This is a genomic window from Kitasatospora phosalacinea (genome assembly GCF_000716545.1).
GTDB classification, from domain to species: domain Bacteria; phylum Actinomycetota; class Actinomycetes; order Streptomycetales; family Streptomycetaceae; genus Kitasatospora; species Kitasatospora phosalacinea.
This window is the reverse complement of sequence record NZ_JNWZ01000022.1, coordinates 48,833-68,497: the sequence shown is the minus strand read 5'-3', so window position 1 is coordinate 68,497 and position 19,665 is coordinate 48,833. Positions and strand designations below refer to the sequence as shown.

At 74.1% G+C, this 19,665-nt stretch carries 19 protein-coding genes; 13 read left to right on the top strand and 6 right to left on the bottom strand.

Translation table 11 applies throughout. From position 1 onward, the window contains the following. Positions 1-209: 209 nt before the first annotated feature. Entirely contained in the window at positions 210-2,585 is a 2,376-nt protein-coding gene (locus tag OO48_RS13845) for a chitinase C-terminal domain-containing protein (protein WP_245194638.1), read from the top strand. An 81-nt stretch (positions 2,586-2,666) separates the two neighbouring features. Here OO48_RS13845 and bcp read toward each other — a convergent pair whose 3' ends face one another. Continuing rightward, positions 2,667-3,140 (bottom strand): thioredoxin-dependent thiol peroxidase, encoded by a 474-nt coding sequence (gene bcp, locus OO48_RS13840; protein WP_033215755.1) that lies wholly within the window; start codon positions 3,138-3,140, stop codon positions 2,667-2,669. A gap of 153 nt (positions 3,141-3,293) precedes the next feature. Between bcp and OO48_RS13835 the strand changes: the two genes are divergently transcribed. The 9 genes from OO48_RS13835 to OO48_RS13795 all read left to right on the top strand — a co-directional run bounded on the left by OO48_RS13835 (position 3,294) and on the right by OO48_RS13795 (position 12,142). Continuing rightward, a complete protein-coding gene (locus OO48_RS13835) occupies positions 3,294-3,635 on the top strand; it encodes a DUF3618 domain-containing protein (protein ID WP_033215753.1) in 342 nt (113 codons plus the stop codon). A 167-nt stretch (positions 3,636-3,802) separates the two neighbouring features. Continuing rightward, a complete protein-coding gene (locus tag OO48_RS13830) occupies positions 3,803-4,105 on the top strand; it encodes a GroES family chaperonin (RefSeq protein WP_051732111.1) in 303 nt (100 codons plus the stop codon). 140 nt (positions 4,106-4,245) lie between these two features. After that, positions 4,246-5,049, top strand: a complete 804-nt coding sequence (locus OO48_RS13825; RefSeq protein ID WP_033215749.1) for an ABC transporter permease — start codon at positions 4,246-4,248, stop codon at positions 5,047-5,049. Beyond that, positions 5,042-5,875, top strand: coding sequence for an ABC transporter permease (locus tag OO48_RS13820; protein WP_063830672.1), 834 nt, complete (start codon positions 5,042-5,044; stop codon positions 5,873-5,875). Before OO48_RS13825 ends, OO48_RS13820 begins: the two co-directional genes overlap by 8 nt. 13 nt (positions 5,876-5,888) lie before the next feature. Beyond that, positions 5,889-6,857 (top strand): ABC transporter ATP-binding protein, encoded by a 969-nt coding sequence (locus tag OO48_RS13815; RefSeq protein WP_033215743.1) that lies wholly within the window; start codon positions 5,889-5,891, stop codon positions 6,855-6,857. A 64-nt stretch (positions 6,858-6,921) separates the two neighbouring features. Continuing rightward, complete coding sequence (locus tag OO48_RS13810) at positions 6,922-8,142, top strand: glycosyltransferase family 2 protein (RefSeq protein WP_051732107.1); 1,221 nt, start codon at positions 6,922-6,924, stop codon at positions 8,140-8,142. A gap of 17 nt (positions 8,143-8,159) precedes the next feature. Continuing rightward, positions 8,160-9,449, top strand: coding sequence for a nucleotide sugar dehydrogenase (locus OO48_RS13805; protein WP_033215839.1), 1,290 nt, complete (start codon positions 8,160-8,162; stop codon positions 9,447-9,449). Between the two features lie 80 nt (positions 9,450-9,529). Next, a complete protein-coding gene (locus tag OO48_RS13800) occupies positions 9,530-10,810 on the top strand; it encodes a DUF445 domain-containing protein (RefSeq protein WP_033215837.1) in 1,281 nt (426 codons plus the stop codon). 291 nt (positions 10,811-11,101) lie between these two features. Then, entirely contained in the window at positions 11,102-12,142 is a 1,041-nt protein-coding gene (locus OO48_RS13795; RefSeq protein ID WP_081952103.1) for an adenosine deaminase, read from the top strand. Between the two features lie 84 nt (positions 12,143-12,226). Here the strand turns inward: OO48_RS13795 and OO48_RS13790 are convergent, their stop codons facing one another. The 4 genes from OO48_RS13790 to OO48_RS13775 form a co-directional block, all read right to left on the bottom strand. Continuing rightward, positions 12,227-13,297 (bottom strand): Gfo/Idh/MocA family oxidoreductase, encoded by a 1,071-nt coding sequence (locus tag OO48_RS13790; RefSeq protein WP_033215737.1) that lies wholly within the window; start codon positions 13,295-13,297, stop codon positions 12,227-12,229. 62 nt (positions 13,298-13,359) lie between these two features. Further along, positions 13,360-13,713 carry a hypothetical protein gene (locus tag OO48_RS39255; protein WP_033215731.1) on the bottom strand — a complete coding sequence of 118 codons (354 nt, stop codon included), beginning with the start codon at positions 13,711-13,713 and terminating at the stop codon, positions 13,360-13,362. A 143-nt stretch (positions 13,714-13,856) separates the two neighbouring features. Continuing rightward, positions 13,857-14,270, bottom strand: a complete 414-nt coding sequence (locus OO48_RS13780) for a nuclear transport factor 2 family protein (RefSeq protein ID WP_033215729.1) — start codon at positions 14,268-14,270, stop codon at positions 13,857-13,859. Positions 14,271-14,293: 23 nt separating this feature from the next. Beyond that, positions 14,294-15,205 (bottom strand): zinc-binding dehydrogenase, encoded by a 912-nt coding sequence (locus OO48_RS13775; protein ID WP_033215728.1) that lies wholly within the window; start codon positions 15,203-15,205, stop codon positions 14,294-14,296. A gap of 123 nt (positions 15,206-15,328) precedes the next feature. Here OO48_RS13775 and OO48_RS13770 point away from each other — a divergent pair, with 123 nt between their 5' ends. After that, a complete protein-coding gene (locus tag OO48_RS13770; RefSeq protein ID WP_033215726.1) occupies positions 15,329-16,270 on the top strand; it encodes a LysR family transcriptional regulator in 942 nt (313 codons plus the stop codon). A gap of 54 nt (positions 16,271-16,324) precedes the next feature. Here OO48_RS13770 and OO48_RS13765 read toward each other — a convergent pair whose 3' ends face one another. Next, positions 16,325-17,104, bottom strand: coding sequence for an HAD-IIA family hydrolase (locus OO48_RS13765; protein WP_033215724.1), 780 nt, complete (start codon positions 17,102-17,104; stop codon positions 16,325-16,327). A gap of 342 nt (positions 17,105-17,446) precedes the next feature. Here OO48_RS13765 and OO48_RS13760 point away from each other — a divergent pair, with 342 nt between their 5' ends. Then, positions 17,447-18,157, top strand: a complete 711-nt coding sequence (locus tag OO48_RS13760) for a uracil-DNA glycosylase (RefSeq protein WP_081952102.1) — start codon at positions 17,447-17,449, stop codon at positions 18,155-18,157. A gap of 261 nt (positions 18,158-18,418) precedes the next feature. After that, positions 18,419-19,663, top strand: coding sequence for a substrate-binding domain-containing protein (locus tag OO48_RS13755; RefSeq protein ID WP_033215722.1), 1,245 nt, complete (start codon positions 18,419-18,421; stop codon positions 19,661-19,663). Positions 19,664-19,665 lie beyond the last annotated feature (2 nt).

Genomic DNA, 19,665 nt, shown 5'->3' with positions numbered 1-19,665 from the left:
ACGCGGGTGGTCCAGACCTTTTAGGTTCGGCGGAACTTCCCCCACAGGTGCGCGGCTTCCCACGGTCGTGCGCACGACACTCCCTCCAGGAGGACCGAGTGTTGATCCGAAACAAGGCGGAGCAGCGCCCCACCGCTGCGGGCCGCCACCTCAAGGGCCGCAAGGTGGCGTTCGCCGCCACCGCGGCCGCCGGCCTGGCGGGCCTGCTGATGGGCACGCTCGGCGTGGCCCCGTCCGCCGCCGCCGTCGACAACCAGGCGTGCCGCCCCGACGGCATGTACACCACGCCCGGCGTCGACGTCCCGTACTGCAACGTCTACGACACCAGCGGCCGCGAGCAGATGGGCGCCGACCACCAGCGCCGCGTCATCGGCTACTTCACCAGCTGGCGCACCGGCAAGGACGGCACGCCCGCCTACCTGGTGAACAACATCCCCTGGGACAAGGTCACCCACCTCAACTACGCGTTCGCGCACGTCGCCTCGGACAACACGCTGTCCGTGGGCACCGACGGCCCGAACAACGCCTCCACCGGGATGACCTTCCCGGGCGTGGCGGGCGCGGAGATGGACCCGGCGTACTCGTACAAGGGCCACTTCAACCTGCTCAGCAAGTTCAAGAAGCAGTACCCGAACGTCAAGACCATGGTCTCGGTGGGCGGTTGGGCCGAGACCGGCGGCTACTTCGACGACTCGGGCAAGCGGGTCAACTCCGGCGGCTTCTACTCGATGACCACCAACGCGGACGGGTCGGTCAACCAGGCCGGCATCAACACCTTCGCGGACTCGGCCGTCGCCTTCATCAAGAAGTACGGCTTCAACGGCGTCGACCTCGACTACGAGTACCCGACCTCGATGAAGGACGCGGGCAACCCGCTCGACTACACCACCAGCAACGCCAAGCGCGCCTCCCTGATGAAGGGCTACGCCGTGCTGATGAAGACCATGCGCGAGAAGCTCGACCGGGCCTCCGCCGCCGACGGCAAGTACTACCTGCTGTCGGTCGCCGCCCCGTCCTCGGGCTACCTGCTGCGCGGCATGGAGACCTTCCAGGTCACCCAGTACCTGGACTACGTCAACATCATGTCGTACGACCTGCACGGCGCCTGGAACAAGTACGTCGGCCCGAACGCCGCGCTGTACGACGACGGCAAGGACGCCGAGCTGGCGGCCGCCAACGTGTACGGCACCTCGCAGTACGGCGGCATCGGCTACCTGAACACCGACTGGGCCGTGCACTACTTCCGCGGCGCGATGCCGGCCGGCCGGATCAACCTCGGCGTGCCGTACTACACCCGCGGCTTCCAGAACGTCCAGGGTGGCACCAACGGCCTGTGGGGCACCTCCTCCACCACCAACTGCCCGGCCGGCTCCGGCCTGACCACCTGTGGTGACGGCGCCGTCGGCATCGACAACATCTGGCACGACCTGGACGACAACGGCAAGGAGTCGCCCGCCGGCTCCAACCCGATGTGGCACGCCAAGAACCTGGAAGCGGGCGTCGTCCCGGACTACCTGTCCAAGTACGGCGTGACCGACACCGCGCTCAAGGGCACCTACAGCCGCAACTACAGCTCGTCGCTGGTCGCGCCGTGGCTGTGGAACGCGGACAAGAAGGTCTTCCTGTCGACCGAGGACGACCAGTCGATCGGCGCCAAGGCCGACTACGTGGTCAACCAGGGCGTCGGCGGCGCGATGATCTGGGAGCTGGCCGGCGACTACAAGTGGGACGCCACCGCCAACGGCGGCAAGGGCGAGTACGTCCAGGGCAACACCATGACCTCGCTGCTGTACGACAAGTTCAAGTCGGCCTCGTCGTACGGCGCGACCCGCTCCACCGTCGCGCTGCCGCAGCAGACCCTGCCGATCGACGTGTCCTTCACCGACTTCGCGCTGGGCGACAACAACTACCCGATCAACCCGAAGATCCACATCGTCAACAACTCGACCACCACCCTGCCGGGCGGCACCGAGTTCCAGTTCGACTACTCGGTCTCCGCGCCCGGCAACGCCGCCGACCAGTCCGGCTTCGGCTCCAAGGTGATCCGGGCCGACCACACCGGCAGCAACGTCGGCGGTCTGAAGGGCACCTACAACCGGGTCTCGCTGAAGCTGCCGACCTGGCAGACGCTGGCGCCCGGCGCCTCGGTGGACGTCGCGTTCGTCTACTACCTGCCGGTCTCCACCCCCGCCAACTGGACCGTGAACGTCGGCGGCACGCTGTACGGCATCACCGGCGACTTCACCCGCGGCGCCACCGCGGGCACCTCCTCGCCGTCCCCGTCGGCCTCCGCCTCGGCCTCGCAGTCGGCCTCGCCGTCCGCGTCGGCCAGCGCCTCGGCCTCCCCCTCCCGGTCGGCGTCCCCGTCGGCCTCGGCCTCCGCCTCGCAGTCGGCCTCGCCGTCCGCGTCGGTCACCGCCGGGACGTGCTCGGGCGCTCCGAGCTGGAGCGCGGGCACCACCTACGCCGCCGTCACCAAGGTGTCGTGGAAGGGCCACTACTACCAGAACAAGTGGTGGACTGCGGGCGAGGACCCCTCGCTGAGCGGCGCCTGGGGCGTCTGGACGGACCTCGGGGCCTGCTGAGCCCGACCCCGGGCCCATGAACGGCGGTGGCGGTCGACCCGGTCGGGGGGTCGGCCGCCACCGCTCCTTCGCGTCCGCCGCCTACTGGCCGACCTTCAGGTCCTTGAGCAGCTTGGCGACGTGGCCGGTGGCCCGGACGTTGTAGAGCGCCCGCTCGACCTCGCCCCGCTCGTCCACCACGACGGTCGAGCGGATCACGCCCTGGTAGGTGCGGCCGTAGTTCACCTTCTCGCCGTACGCGCCGTACGCCTCCAGCACCTCGTGCGCCGGGTCGGACAGCAGCGTCACCTTCAGGTCCTCCGCCTCGCGGAACCTGCCGAGCTTCTCCGGCTTGTCCGGCGAGATGCCGATCACGTCGTAGCCGGCGCCCGCGAACACCTCGAGGTTGTCGGTGAAGTCGCAGGCCTGCTTGGTGCAGCCGGGGGTGAGCGCCGCCGGGTAGAAGTAGACGATCACCTTGCGGCCCAGGTGGTCGGCCAGCGACACCTCCTTGCCGTCGGCGTCGGGCAGGGTGAAGGCGGGGGCGGTGTCGCCCGCCTGCAGGCGCTCGCTCACTGTGCTCGGTTCTCCTCTGGAGCTGGGACGGGGGGTGGTGCTGCGGGCCAACCTACCCCCGTCGGCGGGTGGCGCTGCGCGCGTGCGGCGGCGAGCTGACAGACTGTCGGTGGAGAAGAAGTACCTAGCGGTAACAGAGATGGGGTGGCCCCAGTGGCAGCGAGCGGCAAGGACACGTCGGCACCGCGTACGACGGCCCAGATCGAGGCGGACATCGCCGGGGCGAGGGACCGGCTCGCCGTGACCCTCGACGAGCTCGCCATGCGCGTCCACCCGGCGACCGTCGCCGCGCAGACCAAGGCCAAGGTCCGCGCCACCGTCGAGCGGAAGGCCGGGCAGGCGTACGTCGCCGCGAGCGGCGCCGTCGAGCAGGTCAGGTCGAAGTTCGTGGACGAGGAGGGGCGGCTGCGGACCGAGCGGGTGGTGCCGGCCGCGCTGGTCGGCGTCGGCGTGGTGCTGCTGGTCGCCTCGGCGCGGCGGCGGCGCAAGGGCTGACGGCACGTCGCGGCGGGGCCCCGGGCAGGCGCCCGGGGCCCCGCCGCCGCGTTCCGGTCCGGTACGGTCGGGGCGTGAGTGAGAACGACACCCAGAACACGGCCGCAGCCGGCGAGGACGCCCCGCACGGGCGGCACGACCGGCTCGGGGAGAAGCTGCCGATCCGGATGCTGCACGACCGGGTGCTGGTGAGGACCGAGACCGGCGAGGGCGAGCGGCGCTCCACCGGCGGCATCCTGATCCCGGCCACCGCCGAGCTGTCGCGGCGCTGCGCCTGGGCCGAGGCGGTGGCCGTCGGCCAGAGCGTGCGGTCCGTGGAGCCGGGCGACCGGGTGCTGTACGACCCGGAGGACAAACTGGAGGTCGAGGTCCGCGGCGCGACGTACGTGCTGCTGCGCGAGCGCGACCTGCACGCGGTGGCGGCCGGGCGGTTCGGCGACCTGGAGGGGTCGACCGGGCTCTACCTGTAGGGCCGGCCGGGAGGCCGTCCGTGGCGGGATCGTGCCGCGGGCGCCATCCGCCGCGGTAAATGAGGTGCGCCCGGCCCGGGGGCGGGCGTAGTTTTGTGGGCCGTTCAGGTGCGGGTGAATATCGACAAGGAGACACATCGATGGGTGGGGTCTACTTATCGGTCGCCCGGGGAGCGTTCCGGCGGTACTCGACGTACCGGGCGGCCACGCTGGCGGGGACGGTCACCAACACCGTGTTCGGGGTGATCCTGGCGTCCACCATGCTCGCCCTGTGGCGGGCCAGGCCGGGGCTCGGCGGCTACGACGCCGCGCAGGCGGTCACCTACATCTGGATCAGCCAGGGGCTGCTGGTGACCGTCGCGGTGTGGGGCGGCGGGTTCCAGGACGACCTGCAGGCGCGCTTCCGCAGCGGCGACATCGCCGTCGACCTGTACCGGCCGGTGGACTTCCAGGGCTGGTGGCTGGCCACCGACCTCGGCCGGGCCGGCTACCAGCTGCTGACCAGGGGCGCGCTGCCGATGCTGGCGGGCGCCGCGCTGTTCGACCTGGTGCTGCCCGCCGACCCGCTGGTGTGGGCCGAGTTCCTGCTCTCGGTGGCGCTGGCGGTGGTGGTCAGCTTCGGGCTGCGCTTCCTGGCCACGCTGACCGGCTTCTGGCTGCACGAGTCCGAGGGGGTGCGGGCCGCGATGACGGTGGTGTCGATGTTCTTCTCCGGGATGCTCCTGCCGCTGGCCCTCTTCCCCGGCCTGCTGGGCGACCTGGCCCGGGTGCTGCCGTTCTCGGCGATGGTGCAGCTGCCCACCGACGTGCTGCTGCGGCGGCGCACCGGCACCGGCCTGCTGGCCCTGTACGGGTTCCAGCTCGCCTGGGGCGCCGCCCTGCTGGCGATCGGCCGGGCCGGGCAGGCGCTGGCCGTGCGCAGGGTGGTGGTCCAGGGTGGCTGAGCACCCGGGCACGGTGGCGCGGGCGGGCTGGGCGGTGCGCTCGTGGTGGCTGATCACCGGGATGTGGGTCCGTTCCACGATGGCCTACCGGGCCTCGTTCGCGATCAGCCTGGCCGCGAACACGCTGATCACCTTCCTGGACTTCGCGGTGCTGCTGCTGATGTTCTCCCACACCAGGCAGCTGGCCGGCTGGACGCTCGCCGAGACCGGCTTCCTGTACGGCACCTCCTCGGTCGCGCTCGGCGCGGCCAACGTCCTGGTCGGGTCGGTGGGCGGGCTGGGGGAGCGGGTGCGCTCCGGCAGCCTGGACACCATGCTGATCCGGCCCGCCCCCGCGCTGGCCCAGCTCGCCGCCGAACGCTTCTCGCTGCGGCGCCTGGGCCGGCTGGTGCAGGCCTTCGCGGTGCTCGGCTGGTCGCTCACCGCGCTCGACGTGCACTGGAGCTGGGACCGGGTGCTGATGGTGCCCGTGCTGCTGCTGTGCGGCACCGTCATCTTCTGCGCGCTGTTCGTCGGCTGCTCCTGCGTGCAGTTCTGGTGGGGCGACGCCGCCGAACTGCAGAACGCCGTCACCTACGGCGGCGCCACCGTCCTGCAGTACCCGCCCACGGTGTTCGCCAGGGAACTCGTCGCCGGCACCGTCTTCGGCGTCCCGCTGGCGTTCGTCAACTGGCTGCCCGCGCTGCACGTCCTGGGCCGGTCCGACCCGCTCGGGCTGCCCGTCGCCTTCCGGTTCGCCTCGCCGCTGGCCGCCGCGCTGTGCGTGCTGGCGGCCGGGCTCGCCTGGCGGGCCGGGCTGCGCGCCTACCGCTCCACCGGAAGCTGAGGGAAGGGGAACCATGGCCGTGATCGAGGTCGAGGACGTCCGGCGGAGCTTCACCGTCCGCACCAGGGACGGCCGCTGGCGCCGCGAGAAGCGCGAGGTGCGGGCCGTCGACGGGCTGACCTTCGCCGTCGAGGAGGGCGAGTGCGTCGGCTACATCGGGCCCAACGGCGCCGGGAAGTCCACCACCGTCAAGATGCTCACCGGCATCCTGGTGCCCAGCGGCGGACGGCTGCGGGTGGCCGGCGTCGACCCGGCCGCCCGCCGGGCCGAACTCGCCCGCCGGATCGGCGTGGTGTTCGGCCAGCGCACCACCCTCTGGTGGGACCTGCCGCTGCGCGACAGCTACGAACTGGCCCGGCGGATCTACCGGATCCCCGACGCCAGGTACCGGGCCAACCTCGACCGCTGCGTCGAACTCCTCGGCCTGGGAGAGCTGTTGGACACCCCCGTGCGGCAGCTCTCGCTCGGCCAGCGGATGCGCGGCGACCTGGCCGCCGCCCTGCTGCACGACCCCAGCGTGCTGTACCTGGACGAGCCCACCATCGGGCTCGACACCGTCAGCAAGGCGAAGGTCCGCGGGTTCCTGCGCGAGACCAACCGGGAGCGGCGCACCACCGTGCTGCTCACCACCCACGACCTCACCGACATCGAGCAGCTGTGCGGCCGGGTGATGGTGATCGACCACGGCCGGCTCGTCCTGGACGGCCCGCTGGAGCGGCTGCACGAGATCGGCGGCAGCGAACGCACCCTGGTGGTCGACCTCGCCGAGCCGCACCCGCCGATCGACCTGCCCGGCGTCCGGGTGGTCCGCACCGAGGGCCCCCGCCAGTGGCTGGCCTTCCCCGCCCGGCAGAGCGCCGCGCCGATCGTCGCCGCCGTCGCCGAGCGCCACCCCCTGGTCGACCTGTCGGTGCGCGAACCGGCGATCGAGGACGTCATCGCCCGGATCTACGCCGGGAGCGCCGCCGTGCCCGCGCCCTGACCCCTTCCGTCACTCGTTCGGGTGGGGGAAGTGACCAGTCGGCCGGTACGGGAGTTGACAGCTCGTGACCGAGCAAGGACCGGACGTCAGCGTGGTGATCGCCGTCCACGACACGATGCCCTACCTCACCGCCTGCCTGGACTCGCTGGTGGGCCAGAGCATCGGGCCGCGGCGGATGGAAGTCGTCGCCGTCGACGACGGCTCCAGCGACGGCAGCACCGAGGAGCTCGCCCGCTACGCCGCCGCCCACCCCGGGCTGTTCCGCACCGTGCGGCAGCCCGCGTCCGGCGGCCCCGCCAAGCCCACCAACCGCGGCACCGAACTCGCCCGCGGCCGCTACCTGCTGTACCTCGGGGCCGACGACTGGCTCGGCCCCGAGGCGCTGGAACGGATGGTCGACGCCGCCGACCGCTGGGAGTCCGACGTGCTGATCCCCAAACAGGTCGGCGAACACGGCCGGGTCGTCCCGCAGGGCATCTTCGACCGCACCGCCGAGCACGTCGGCTTCACCGACTCCGCGCTCGCCTGGGCCCTCGGCGACACCAAGCTGTTCCGCCGCGACCTGGTCACCCGCCACGGGCTGCGCCGCCGCGAGGACCTGGTCATCCACTCCGACCAGCCGTTCACCCTCGGCGCGCTGCTGCACGCCCGCAAGGTCTCCGTCCTCGCCGACTACGACTACTACCACCTGGTGCTGCGCCAGGACCGCTCCAACGTCACCCACCGGGCCGGGCCGATGGACCGGCTGCGCGGCTTCACCGCCGCCCACGAGGTGCTCGACCGCTCCACCCTGCCCGGACCGGCCCGGGACGCCGTCCGCGCCCGCTACTTCAGCTGGGACGTCCCGCAGCTGCTCCAGGCCCCCTTCCTCGCCGAACCGCCCGCCATGCAGCGGCGGATCGTCCAGGAGATCGGCCGGTTCACCGAACGGCACTGCTCGCCCGCCGTGTTCCGCACCCTGCCCGTCCCCGCCCGGCTGCGCCTCGCCCTCGCCCGGCGCGGCGAACTGCACGCCCTGTGCGACCTGATCGCCTGGGAGCAGGACCACGGCGAGGCCGCCCCCGTCCGCCGCGGCTCCCGGCTCTACACCGACTACCCGGCCTTCCGCGACCGGCGGCTCGGCCTGCCCGACGCGCTGTTCGAGCTCGGCCGGGCCCCCGGACCGGACGGCTGGCGCCGCCTCGTCCCCGCGCCGCTGCGCCGCGCCCGGTGGGCCGTCAAACGCGCGCTGCACCGCGCCCGGCGCCACGGCCTGGCCGCCGCCCTGCGGGGAGCCGCCCGGTGAACGGCTCGCCGCGGGCGCTGGACGTCTGCGTGGTGGGCCTCGGCAAGATCGGCCTGCCGCTGGCCGTCCAGTACGCCGGCAAGGGCCACCGGGTCACCGGCGCCGACATCGCCCCCGGCGTGGTCGCCGCCGTCAACGCCGGCCGGCCGCCCTTCCCGCGCGAGGCCCACCTCGCCGAACGGCTCGCCGGGGCGGTCGCCGCCGGCCGGCTGCGCGCCACCACCGACACGGCCGTCGCGACCGCCGGCGCCGACGCCGTGGTGATCGTCGTCCCGCTGGTCACCGACCCCGACGGCAGCCCCGACTTCGCCCTGCTGGACGCCGCCACCGACGCCGTCGCCGCCGGACTGCGCCCCGACACCCTGGTCAGCTACGAGACCACCCTGCCGGTGGGCACCGTGCGCGGCCGCTTCGCCCGGCGGCTGGAGGCCGGCTCGAACCTGGCCGCCGGCCGGGACTTCGCGCTGGTGTTCAGCCCCGAACGCGTCCGCACCGGGCGGGTCTTCGCCGACCTGCGGCGCTACCCCAAGCTGGTCGGCGGCATCGACGAGGACTCCACCCGGCGCGGCGCCGAGTTCTACCGGGCGGTGCTCGACTTCGACCCGCGCCCCGACCTGCCGCGCGGCAACGGCGTGTGGGAGCTGTCCAGCGCGGAGGCCGCCGAGTTCGCCAAGCTCGCCGAGACCACCTACCGGGACGTCAACATCGCGCTGGTCAACCAGTTCGCCCGGTACGCGGACCGGGTCGGCGTCGACCTCGCCGAGGTCATCGACGCCTGCAACTCGCAGCCCTACAGCCACCTGCACCGCCCCGGCATCGCGGTCGGCGGCCACTGCATCCCGGTCTACCCCCGGCTGTACCTGTGGAACGACCCGGGCGCCACCGTGGTCCGCACCGCCCGCGAGGCCAACGAGCAGGTCCCGGCGTACGCGGTCGGGCTGCTGGAGGGCGCGCTCGGCCCGCTGACCGGCGTCGCGGTGACGGTGCTCGGCGCCTCCTACCGGGGCGGGGTCAAGGAGACCGCGTACTCCGGGGTGTTCCCGCTGGTCGCGGCGCTGCGCGCGGCCGGGGCCGAGGTCGGCGTCAGCGACCCGCTGTACCCGCCGGAGGAGTTGGCCGCGCTCGGCCTGCCGCCCGACGAGGGCAAGCCCGCCGCCGCGCTGGTCGTCCAGGCCGACCACCCCGAGTACCGGGACCTGGGCGCGGTCGACTTCCCCGGGGTCCGGGTGCTGCTCGACGGCCGCCGGGTCACCGACCCCGCCCGCTGGGCGGGCGTGCGGCGGATCGTGCTGGGCGGAGGAGGCTGAGGCCGGCGCCGATCCGACGGTCGGATTAGCGGGGCGGCGGCCGTTTCGCCGGGCCGGTGTGCCACGCTGGCGGGGTGAGCGTGGACGATACTGCCCCCGGAGTCAGGTTCACCGCCGCCGACGAGGAGAAGCGGCGCGGTGTGCGGCGGATGAAGACCATCGCGACCGGCCTCCTCGGCCTGGCCACACTGGTGTTCGCCCTCGCCACTTGGGCGGAGGCGGCCGGTGCCGGCGCCTGGGCCGGGTACGTGGCGGCCGCCGCCGAGGCCGGCATGGTCGGCGCGCTCGCCGACTGGTTCGCCGTCACCGCGCTGTTCCGCCGCCCGTTCGGGCTGCCGATCCCGCACACCGCGATCATCCCGACCAAGAAGGACGCCTTCGGCCGCTCGCTCGGCGACTTCGTCGGCGACAACTTCCTGTCCGCGCCGGTGGTCCGGGCCCGGCTCGGCCGGATCGGCGTGGCCCGGCGGCTCGGCGAGTGGCTCTCCGCGCCCGGCAGCGCCGAACGCGTCACCCGCGAGGCCGCCGCCGCGCTGCGCGGCCTGCTCGCGGTGCTCCGGGACGAGGACGTGCAGGCGGTGGTCGCCGAGGCGGTCACCCGGCGGGCCGCCGCCACCTCGGTCGCCGAACCCGCCGGGCGGCTGCTCGGGAAGATCGTCGCCGACGGCGGGCACCGGGGCCTGGTCGACCTGGTCGCGGTGCGCGGCCACGACTGGCTGGTCGAGCACCACGGCGAGGTGGTCGCCCGGGTCACCGCCAAGACCCCCGGCTGGACGCCCAAGTTCCTCGACCAGCAGGTCGGCGAGCGCGTCTACAAGGAACTGCTGCGCTTCGTCACCGACGTCCGCGACGATCCCGTGCACCCCGCGCGCGGCGCGCTCGACAACTTCCTCGCCGACTTCGCCCACGAGCTCCAGCACGACCCCGCCACCATCGACCGGGTCGAACGCGCCAAGGCCGACCTGCTGGCCCGCCCCGAGGTGCAGGAGCTGATCGCCTCCTCCTGGGCGGCCGTCCGCACCCTGGTGCTCAACGCCGCCGAGGACGAGGACAGCGAACTGCGCCGCCGCCTCACCGGGGCGCTGCACGCCCTCGGCCGGCGGCTCGCCACCGACGGCAGGCTCCAGGCGAAGGCCGACGGCTGGCTGCTGGACGCCGCCGAGTACGTGGTCTCCACCTACCGGGAGGAGATCACCTCGCTGATCTCCGACACCGTGGCCGGCTGGGACGCCGCCGACGCCTCCCGCAAGATCGAGGCCAACGTGGGCCGCGACCTGCAGTTCATCCGGATCAACGGCACCGTGGTGGGTGCGCTGGCGGGCCTGCTCATCCACACCGTCAGCACGGCGCTGGGCGGCTGACGGGGCGTCGCCCGGGGGTGCGTGTCCGACCGCTCGGGCCCTGGGCCGGGGCGGGCGACCGACCGGTACCCGTGCGGAAGACCGTCCTGCGGGCCGCGGCGCCGGGGGCGGCCGCGCCGGTGCGGACGGCGTGCAACGACGACGGGTCGTCCGACCCGGGGCTCTCCGGCCCGTCCCCGCCGAGGCGGGCGGGGACGCGGCGGCGCAGGCCACCACCGACAAGCCGGGCCGGGTCCGCGGGTTAGCATGCGTGGTCTGTCCGGGTCCGGGTGAAGTAGACGGGAGCGTGCCGTGGCCGAGGGTGTCCAGGGGATCGAGGCGTTCATCGCCGCCATGCCGAAGGCGGAGCTGCACGTGCACCACGTGGGCTCGGCCTCGCCGCGGGTGGTGGCCGAGCTGGCGGCCCGGCACGCCGGGCACAGCAGGGTGCCGGCCGACCCGCAGGCGCTCGCCGAGTACTTCACCTTCACCGACTTCGCGCACTTCATCGAGGTGTACCTGAGCGTCGTCGACCTGATCCGGGACGCCGAGGACGTCCGCGCGCTGACCTACGGCGTCGCGCAGGACATGGCCCGGCAGAACATCCGGTACGCCGAGCTGACCGTCACCCCGTACTCGTCGGTCAGCCGGGGCATCCCCGACGTCGCCTTCATGGAGGCGATCGAGGACGCCCGGCTGTCCGCCGAGAAGGACCTCGGCGTCGTGCTGCGCTGGTGCTTCGACATCCCCGGCGAGGCCGGCCTGGCCTCCGCCGAGGAGACCGCCCGGCTCGCCCTCGACCTGGCCCCCGAGGGGCTGGTCTCGTTCGGGCTCGGCGGCCCCGAGATCGGCGTGCCGCGCCCCCAGTTCAAGCCGTACTTCGACCGGGCCCGGGCGGCCGGCCTGCACAGCGTGCCGCACGCGGGCGAGTCGACCGGCCCCGAGACGGTGTGGGACGCGATCCGGGTGCTCGGCGCCGAGCGGATCGGGCACGGCACCCAGTCGGTGAAGGACCCGGCGCTGGTCGACTACCTGGGCGAGCACCGGATCCCGCTGGAGGTCTGCCCGACGTCCAACCTGGCGACCCGGGTGGTCGAGCGGATCGAGGACCACCCGGTGCGGCAGATGGTCGACGCCGGGCTGCTGGTCACGATCAACAGCGACGACCCGCCGATGTTCGGCACCGACCTGAACACCGAGTACGCGGTCGCCGCGAAGCTGCTCGGCCTGGACGAGGCGGGCGTCGCGGCGCTGGCCCGGGGCGCCGTCGAGGCGTCCTTCCTGGACGCGGCGGGCAAGCGCCGGCTGACCGGCGAGATCGACGCCCACTTGGCGGCCTGGCCCACCGCCTGAGCACCCGCGGCCCCGGGCCGGCCCCGGGTCGGCCCCGGGTCGGCCCGGGGCCGCGCTCAGGACGGGCCGGGGCCCGGGCCGGGCTCAGGGCAGGCGGACCACGGAGGCCGTCGCGGCGGAGGCCCGGGCGGCCTCCAGGACGGCGAGCGTGGCGACCGCGTCGCGCGGGTCGACGGGCGGCGGGGTGCGGTCGGCGAGCGAGGCGGCGATGCCCGCGTAGTACGCCGGGTAGTCGCCCGGGTCGGTGGCGACCGGCTCGGCGTCGCCGTCGCTGCCCAGCAGGCCGTACGCGGCCGGGTCGTCGGCGCCCCAGCCCTCCGGCCCGCCCGGGCGGCGGCCGGCCCGCAGCGCGTCCTCCTGCGGGTCCATGCCGAACTTGACGTAGCCGGCGCTGTCGCCGAGCACCCGCAGGCGGGGCCCGGCGAGCGGGGCGATCGCGCTGGTCCACAGCTGGGAGCGGACGCCGCCGGTGTGGGTCAGGGCGAGGAAGGCGTCGTCGTCGACCACCGCGCCGTCGCGGCGCACGTCGATCTCCGCGTACACCGTCTCGACCGGGCCGAACAGGGTCAGCGCCTGGTCGACCAGGTGACTGCCCAGGTCGTACAGGGTGCCGCCGACCTCGGCCGGGTCGGCGAGCTCGCGCCAGCCCGGCTTGGGCTTGGGGCGGAAGCGCTCGAAGCGGGACTCGAAGCGGTGCACCCGGCCCAGCCGGCCCTCCTCGACCAGGCGGCGGGCGGTCAGGAAGTCGCCGTCCCAGCGGCGGTTCTGGAACACCGACAGCAGCAGGCCGGACTTCTCGGCGAACTCGCACAGGTCGCGGGCCTCGGCGCTGGTCGCGGCGAGCGGCTTGTCGACCACGGTGGCCAGGCCCGCCAGCAGGGCGGTGCGGGCGAGCGGGACGTGGGTGCGGTTGGGGGAGGCGATCACCACCAGGTCGAACCGGTCGGCGTCCTCGAACAGCTGCTCGGGGGTGTCGAGGGCGCGGGCGCCGGGGTGGTCGCGGTGCAACTGGGCGCGGCGGTCGGGGTTGGCGGTGACCACCGCGTCCAGCTGGAGTCCGGGGGTGGTGGCGATCAGCGGGGCGTGGAAGGCGGAACCTGCCAGGCCGTAGCCGATCAGGCCGACGCGGAACGGGGCGGAGGGCGTGCTGCTCATACCTCAACTCAACCATCCCCGCCTCCCGGAGCGACGGAGGCCACCCGGTCAGCCGCTCCCCGTCAGCACCGGCCGCCGTCCCCGGGGCGGCGCCGGCCCGGCACCGCCAGGGCCGCGCCGGTCAGCAGCAGCACCGAACCCAGCGACAGCAGCACGCCGTTGACGGCCGCGTCCCCGCCGGTCCGGGCGAGCTGCTCGGGGGAGGGCGACGGCGAGGGGGAGGGCGGGCCGGGCGGGGACGGAGCGCCGGCGCCGGTATCGGGGGAGGCGCCGGCGCCGGGGGAGGCGCCGGGAGCGGCGGGGGCGCTCGCGGACGGGCCGTGCGCGGCGGCGGGCAGCGCGGCCGGACCACCGAGCAGGGCGGCGGCGGCCAGCAGGCCCAGGGCGGTGCGGGTGGTGCGGCGGACGGAGGCCATCGAGGGCTCCCTTGCGTCGTGCGGAGAGGGTGTGCCCGGGACGCTAGCCAGTCGGAGCAGCACATCTGACGGTACGTCAGAGTAGTTACGGGGGGCTTAAGGCGGTGTTGAGACGGATCGGGAGCGCGGGCGCCGGGCGGCGGTCACCCGCCGTCCGCGAACAGGACGGTGGCGGCGCGGTGGGTGTCGGTGTACTCGCGGACGGCGGCGATCAGGCCGTCCCGGACGGTGAAGACGCCCAGGTTGCGGTTCTCGTAGAGCCGGCCGTGCACGGTGGTGCAGCGCGAGGTCCATTCGGCGACCACCCGGTCGCCCTCGGCGACCGGGGTGCCGACGAGTTCGACCTCGACGGCGGTGCCGGGGGCGACCAGGCCGCCGATCGAACCGAGGAAGTCCTCGACGACCGCCTCGCGGCCGCGCCACTCGCCGCTCAGCGGCAGGTCGCCCGGGTAGATCCAGACGGCGTCCTCGGTGAAGGCGTCGCGGACGGCGTCCGCGTCGCCGCGGGCCACCGCGGCCACGTAGTCGGCGACGACGGTGCGGGGGTCGGTGCTCATGGTGGATCTCCTTCTGCGGGTGGTCAGGCGATGGTCAGGACGGTGTTGCCGCGGACCCGGCGGCCGCGCAGGGCGGCGATCGCGTCGGCGGTGCGGTGCCAGTCGTCGGCCAGGCCGATTTCGGGGTGCAGCCGGCCCTCGGCGGTCAGCCGGACCAGGGTGCGCAGGTCCGGGCCGTCCGGGTGGTCGACGTCCGCGTAGCTGAAGTGCTCGATCACCGCCGAGACCGGGCCGTTCAGCAGGGCGAAGAAGTCCAGCCGGACCGGCTCGCGGGAAGCCTGGCCGAACCAGAGCAGCCGGCCGCGCGGGGCCAGCAGCGCCAGCGCCCGGGGCAGTTCGGCGCCGCCGGTGGACTCCAGCACCAGGTCGTACGGGCCGCGCGCGCCGGCCACCTCGTGCACCACCTCGGCGGCGCCCAGCTCCCGCAGCCGTTCCCCGCGTTCGGCGTTGGCGGTGACGGCCGTCAGCCGCGCCCCGGCGGCCGCGGCCAGCTCGGTCAGGTAGTGCCCCACGCCGCCGGACGCCCCGGTCAGCAGCAGCCGCCGACCGGTCACCGCGCCCGCCGCGCGCAGCAGCCGCAGCGCGGTCAGGCCCGCCAGCGGCAGCGCGGCGGCCGTCGGCGCGTCCAGCCGCTCGGGCAGCACCGCCAGCGCGTCCGTGCGCACCGCCGCGTACTCCGCCCAGCCCGCGCCCGGCGGGTGCCCCACCACCCGCTGCCCGACCGCCGGGCCGCTGCCGTCCGCGGCGGCCTGCACGACCAGCCCGGCGACGTCCTTGCCCGGCCGCCAGCGCGGCGGTGGATCCTCCAGCAGGAAGGTCTCGCCCCGGTTCACCGAGAACGCGTCGACCTTCACCAGCACCTCGTCGGGGCGCGGCTCGGGCTGCGGGACTTCGGCGAACTCGACCGTGCCGCCGGCCGGAACCAGTGCCTTCATCGGTGACTCCCCTGCTCGTACGGGCCGTTCGGTGACGACCCCAGTCAACGGCCCGGGCCCGGGGAGGGTCCAACAACCGGAACGGCCCCACGACAACCGGCGGTTGTCGGTGATGATGGGGCGATGGACGACCCCGACCCGCGACAGCTGCGAGCCTTCGTCGCCGTCGCCGAGCAGCGCCACTTCGGGCGCGCCGCCGAGCAGTTGGCGATCAGCCAGCAGGCCGCCTCCAAGCGGATCGCCGCCCTGGAGCGGGAGTTGGGCGTCCGGCTGCTCGAACGCGGCCCCGCCGCCGTACGACTCACCGACGCCGGACGCCGGTTGCTCGGCCCCGCGCGGGCCGCGCTGGCCGCCGGGCAGGCTGCCGTCGCCGCCGTCCGGCAGCGGGCCGAACCCGCCCGGCTGGACGTCTGGGGCCACCTGTACGAGCCGCTGCGCACCGTGCGCGAAGTGCTCGCCGTCGCCACCGGACCGACCGTCGAGGTCGGCCCCGCCCGGGACTTCGGGGCGGTCGCCGGCGCACTGGCCCGGGGTGAGATCGCCGCCGGGTTCGGCCGCCACCAGCCGGGTGCCGAACGGGAGTCGGCGCACCGACTGGTCCGGCTGGAACCCGTCGACGTGGTGCTGCCGGCCGCCCACCCGCTGGCCCGCGCCGACCGGCTGCGCCCCGCCGACCTGGCCGCGCTGCGGCTGGTGCTGCCCGCCGACCCGGCCCGGCTGGACTTCCTGGCCCGGTTCGGCGAACGCTTCGGCGTCCCGCTGCTGCCCGGCGAGGCCAACCTCGGCCTGGCCCACCTGCTGGAGCGGGTCCGCGACCTCCCCGACGGCTGCACCCTGCTGCCCGCCGAACTCCCGCTAGCCGCCCCGCCCGGCCTGGCCGTCCGCCCGCTGGTCGACCCCGTCCCGCTGTACGCCTGGTCCCTGGTCTGGCACCGCGAACGCCCGCACCCCGCCGTCCCCGCCCTGCTGCGCGCCTTCGCCGAGCGCGGCCGCGACCGCCGCTGGCTGGAGTACCGCCCCGACCGCGACTGGCTGCCCGGCGCCGACGCCCGCGACCTGGCGTGACCCGCACGCCGGAGGGCCCCGGCGCGGTGCGCGCCGGGGCCCTCCGGGGCGGTGTCAGACCAGCTCGACCAGGTCGGCGATCGAGTTGACCACCTGGGTCGGCCGGTACGGGAAGCGGTCGACCTCGGCGGCCTGGGTCAGGCCGGTCAGCACCAGGAAGGTCGACATGCCGGCCTCCATCCCGGAGACGATGTCGGTGTCCATCCGGTCGCCGATCATCGCGCTGTTCTCCGAGTGCGCGCCGATCGCGTTCAGGCCCGCCCGCATCATCAGCGGGTTCGGCTTGCCGACGAAGTACGGATCCACCCCGGTCGCCTTGGTGATCAGCGCGGCCACCGCGCCGGTCGCGGGCAGCGCGCCCTCGGCGGACGGGCCGGTCTCGTCCGGGTTGGTGGCGATGAACCGGGCGCCGTCGTTGATCAGCCGGACGGCCTTGGTCATCGCCTCGAAGGAGTACGTCCGGGTCTCGCCCAGCACCACGAAGTCCGGCGCGGTGTCGGTCAGCACGTAGCCGACGTCGTGCATCGCGGTGGTCAGACCGGCCTCGCCGATCACGTACGCGGTGCCGCCCGGGCGCTGGTCGTACAGGAACTTCGCGGTGGCCAGCGCGGACGTCCAGATGTGCTCGGCGGGCACGTCCAGGCCCATCCGGGCCAGGCGGGCGTGCAGGTCGCGCTGGGTGTAGATCGAGTTGTTGGTGAGCACGAGGAAGGGCTTCCCGGACTCACGCAGCCGCTTGATGAAGGCATCGGCCCCGGGGATCGGCACGCCCTCGTGGATGAGGACTCCGTCCATGTCGGTCAGCCAGGTCTCGATGGGCTTGCGGTCTGCCACGTGGGTGTCTCCTTGGTCTTGCACAGGTCGAACGATCTTCGTGATCGCTCCGACCGGACACCGCTGGCCGGTCGGGCGCCACAGGCTGCCCCAACGCCGATCAGCCTAGTCGTCCCGGCCGGTCGGACACAGGGGCGTCCGCACCGGCGGCCCCGGGACGCGCGGACGGCGGGGCGGGGGCTCTCCGCGCACGCGCCGTCAACTGCCGCCGACCGCGCGGCCGGGGCCGACGCGGTGTGTCGGCGCGACTGTGTAGCGTTCACCGCAGCGGGTCCGGGACGGGCCCGCCCGACGTACGAGTGAGAGCGGCCGCCGCGCGGTGCGGCCGGTGGGAGGTACAACGTGACGGAGCTGGCCGAGGCGTCCACGGGCGGCGTGCCGGAACTGCCCGCGTCCTGGCAGGGGGTGCTGGCCGAGGAGACCGGCAAGCCCTACTACGCGCAGCTGGCCGGGTTCCTGGCCGCCGAGCGGGCCGAGCACGAGGTGTTCCCGCCCGCCGGGCAGGAGTTCTCGGCGCTGGAGGCGACGCCGTACCAGGACGTCAAGGTGCTGATCCTCGGCCAGGACCCGTACCACGACAACGGCCAGGCGCACGGCATGAGCTTCTCCGTGCTGCCGGGCGTCAGGATCCCGCCGTCGCTGCGCAACATCTACAAGGAGCTGCACACCGACCTGGGCCTGACCGTCCCGGACAACGGGTACCTGATGCCGTGGGCCGAGCAGGGCGTGCTGCTGCTCAACGCGGTGCTCACGGTGCGGGCGCACGAGGCCAACTCGCACAAGAACAAGGGCTGGGAGAAGTTCACCGACGCGGTGATCAAGGCGGTGAGCGCCCGCGAGGAGCCCTGCGTGTTCGTGCTGTGGGGCGGCTACGCGAAGAAGAAGCTCCCGCTGATCGACACCGAGCGGCACGTGGTCGTCCAGGGCGCGCACCCCTCGCCGCTGTCCGCGAAGCTGTTCTTCGGCAGCAAGCCGTTCTCGCAGATCAACGAGGCGCTGGAGGGCTTCGGCCAGAAGCCGGTCGACTGGCAGATCCCGAACCTGGAGAAGTAGCCCGCAGCACCGCGAAGGGGGCCCGCCGTCGTCGGCGGGCCCCCTTCCGCACGCCCGGGGGCTCCCCCCTATGGCAGGCGGCCCCACGGCGGGCGCCCGCACCATGTGGCCGCCGCACACTCCGGGCCGGGCACCGCCGCGACATGGCGGTGAGCCACACAGCGCGGGCGGCCGATGCGTGTGCCCGTCACATGTCGTCCCCGGGGGCGCGCCCCTACGGTTCCGGCATCCCACCAGCACCGGCACGTCAGGAGCCCCACCATGCCAGTCACGGACGCCACCCACAGACGCCCCGCCCGCAGGCTCGCCGCGCTGGCCGCCTGCGCGCTGCTCGCCGCGGGCTGCGCGAAGGCCGGCACCGCGGGCACCCCGGCCGAGACCGGTGGCGGCGGGGGCGGCACCGGCCCGGTCAAGGTCGGCCTGGTGTACTCCAGGACCGGCCCGCTGGCCGCGTACGGGAAGCAGTACCTGGAGGGCTTCAAGGCGGGCCTGGCGTACGCCACCAAGGGCACCGGCGCGGTGGACGGGCACCCGGTGGAGATCACCGAGCAGGACGACGCGGGCGACCCGGCGAAGGCGGTCTCCGCGGCCAAGGACCTGATCGGCAAGAACGTCCGGATCCTGGCGGGCTCCACCGCCTCCGGGGTGGCGCTGCAGGTCGGGCCGATCGCCGCGCAGAACAAGGTGCTGTTCATCTCCGGCCCGGCCGCCGCCGACAAGGTCACCGGCCTGAACAAGTACACCTTCCGCTCCGGGCGCCAGTCGTACCAGGACACCAGGGCGGCGGCCTCGTTCATCGGCGACGCCAAGGGCAAGAAGGTCACCGTGCTGGCCCAGGACAACGCCTTCGGGCAGGCCAACGTGGCCGCCGTGAAGGAGGTGCTGGGCGGCGGGGGCGCGAGCGTGGACGCCGTGCTGGCCCCGCCGTCCGCCACCGACCTGACGCCGTTCGCCACCCAGGCCAAGGCCGCGAAGCCCGACCTGCTGTACGTGGCCTGGGCCGGCGACACCGCCTCCGCGCTGTGGACCTCGCTCAACCAGCAGGACGTGTTCTCCGCGACCAAGGTGGTCACCGGCCTGGACGTGGCCGCCTCCTACCCGCTGTTCGGCCCCGCCGCCGAGAAGATCGACTTCCTGAACCACTACTTCGCGGGCGCGGCGGGCGGCACCGAGGCCGAACTGGCGATGACCGACGCCGTCACCAAGGCCGGCTCCAAGCCCGACCTGTTCACCCCCGACGGCTTCACCGCCGCCCAGATGGTGGTGCACGCGCTGGAGGCCAACAAGGGCTCCGACGCCGACACCGACGCCCTGGTGAAGGCCCTGGAGGGCTGGAGCTTCGACGGCGTCAAGGGCCGGCTGACCGTCCGCGCCGAGGACCACGCGCTGCTGCAGCCGATGTTCCAGGTCAAGCTGACCGGCACCGGCGCCGACGCCAAGCCGACCGCCGAGAAGGTCCTGAGCGCCGACCAGGTCGCCCCGCCGGTCGCCAAGTCGGCGGGCTGAGC

Bases quoted from the DNA above. Each gene is read 5' to 3' on its own strand.
- OO48_RS13845 (WP_245194638.1), top strand. From the start codon at position 210: ATGGGCACGCTCGGCGTGGCCCCGTCCGCCGCCGCCGTCGACAACCAG.
- OO48_RS13830 (WP_051732111.1), top strand. From the start codon at position 3,803: ATGCTGCACGACCGGGTGCTGGTGAGGACCGAGACCGGCGAGGGCGAG.
- OO48_RS13825 (WP_033215749.1), top strand. From the start codon at position 4,246: ATGGGTGGGGTCTACTTATCGGTCGCCCGGGGAGCGTTCCGGCGGTAC.
- OO48_RS13815 (WP_033215743.1), top strand. From the start codon at position 5,889: ATGGCCGTGATCGAGGTCGAGGACGTCCGGCGGAGCTTCACCGTCCGC.
- OO48_RS13790 (WP_033215737.1), bottom strand. From the start codon at position 13,297: ATGAGCAGCACGCCCTCCGCCCCGTTCCGCGTCGGCCTGATCGGCTAC.
- OO48_RS39255 (WP_033215731.1), bottom strand. From the start codon at position 13,713: ATGGCCTCCGTCCGCCGCACCACCCGCACCGCCCTGGGCCTGCTGGCC.
- OO48_RS13780 (WP_033215729.1), bottom strand. From the start codon at position 14,270: ATGAGCACCGACCCCCGCACCGTCGTCGCCGACTACGTGGCCGCGGTG.
- OO48_RS13775 (WP_033215728.1), bottom strand. From the start codon at position 15,205: ATGAAGGCACTGGTTCCGGCCGGCGGCACGGTCGAGTTCGCCGAAGTC.
- OO48_RS13770 (WP_033215726.1), top strand. From the start codon at position 15,329: ATGGACGACCCCGACCCGCGACAGCTGCGAGCCTTCGTCGCCGTCGCC.
- OO48_RS13755 (WP_033215722.1), top strand. From the start codon at position 18,419: ATGCCAGTCACGGACGCCACCCACAGACGCCCCGCCCGCAGGCTCGCC.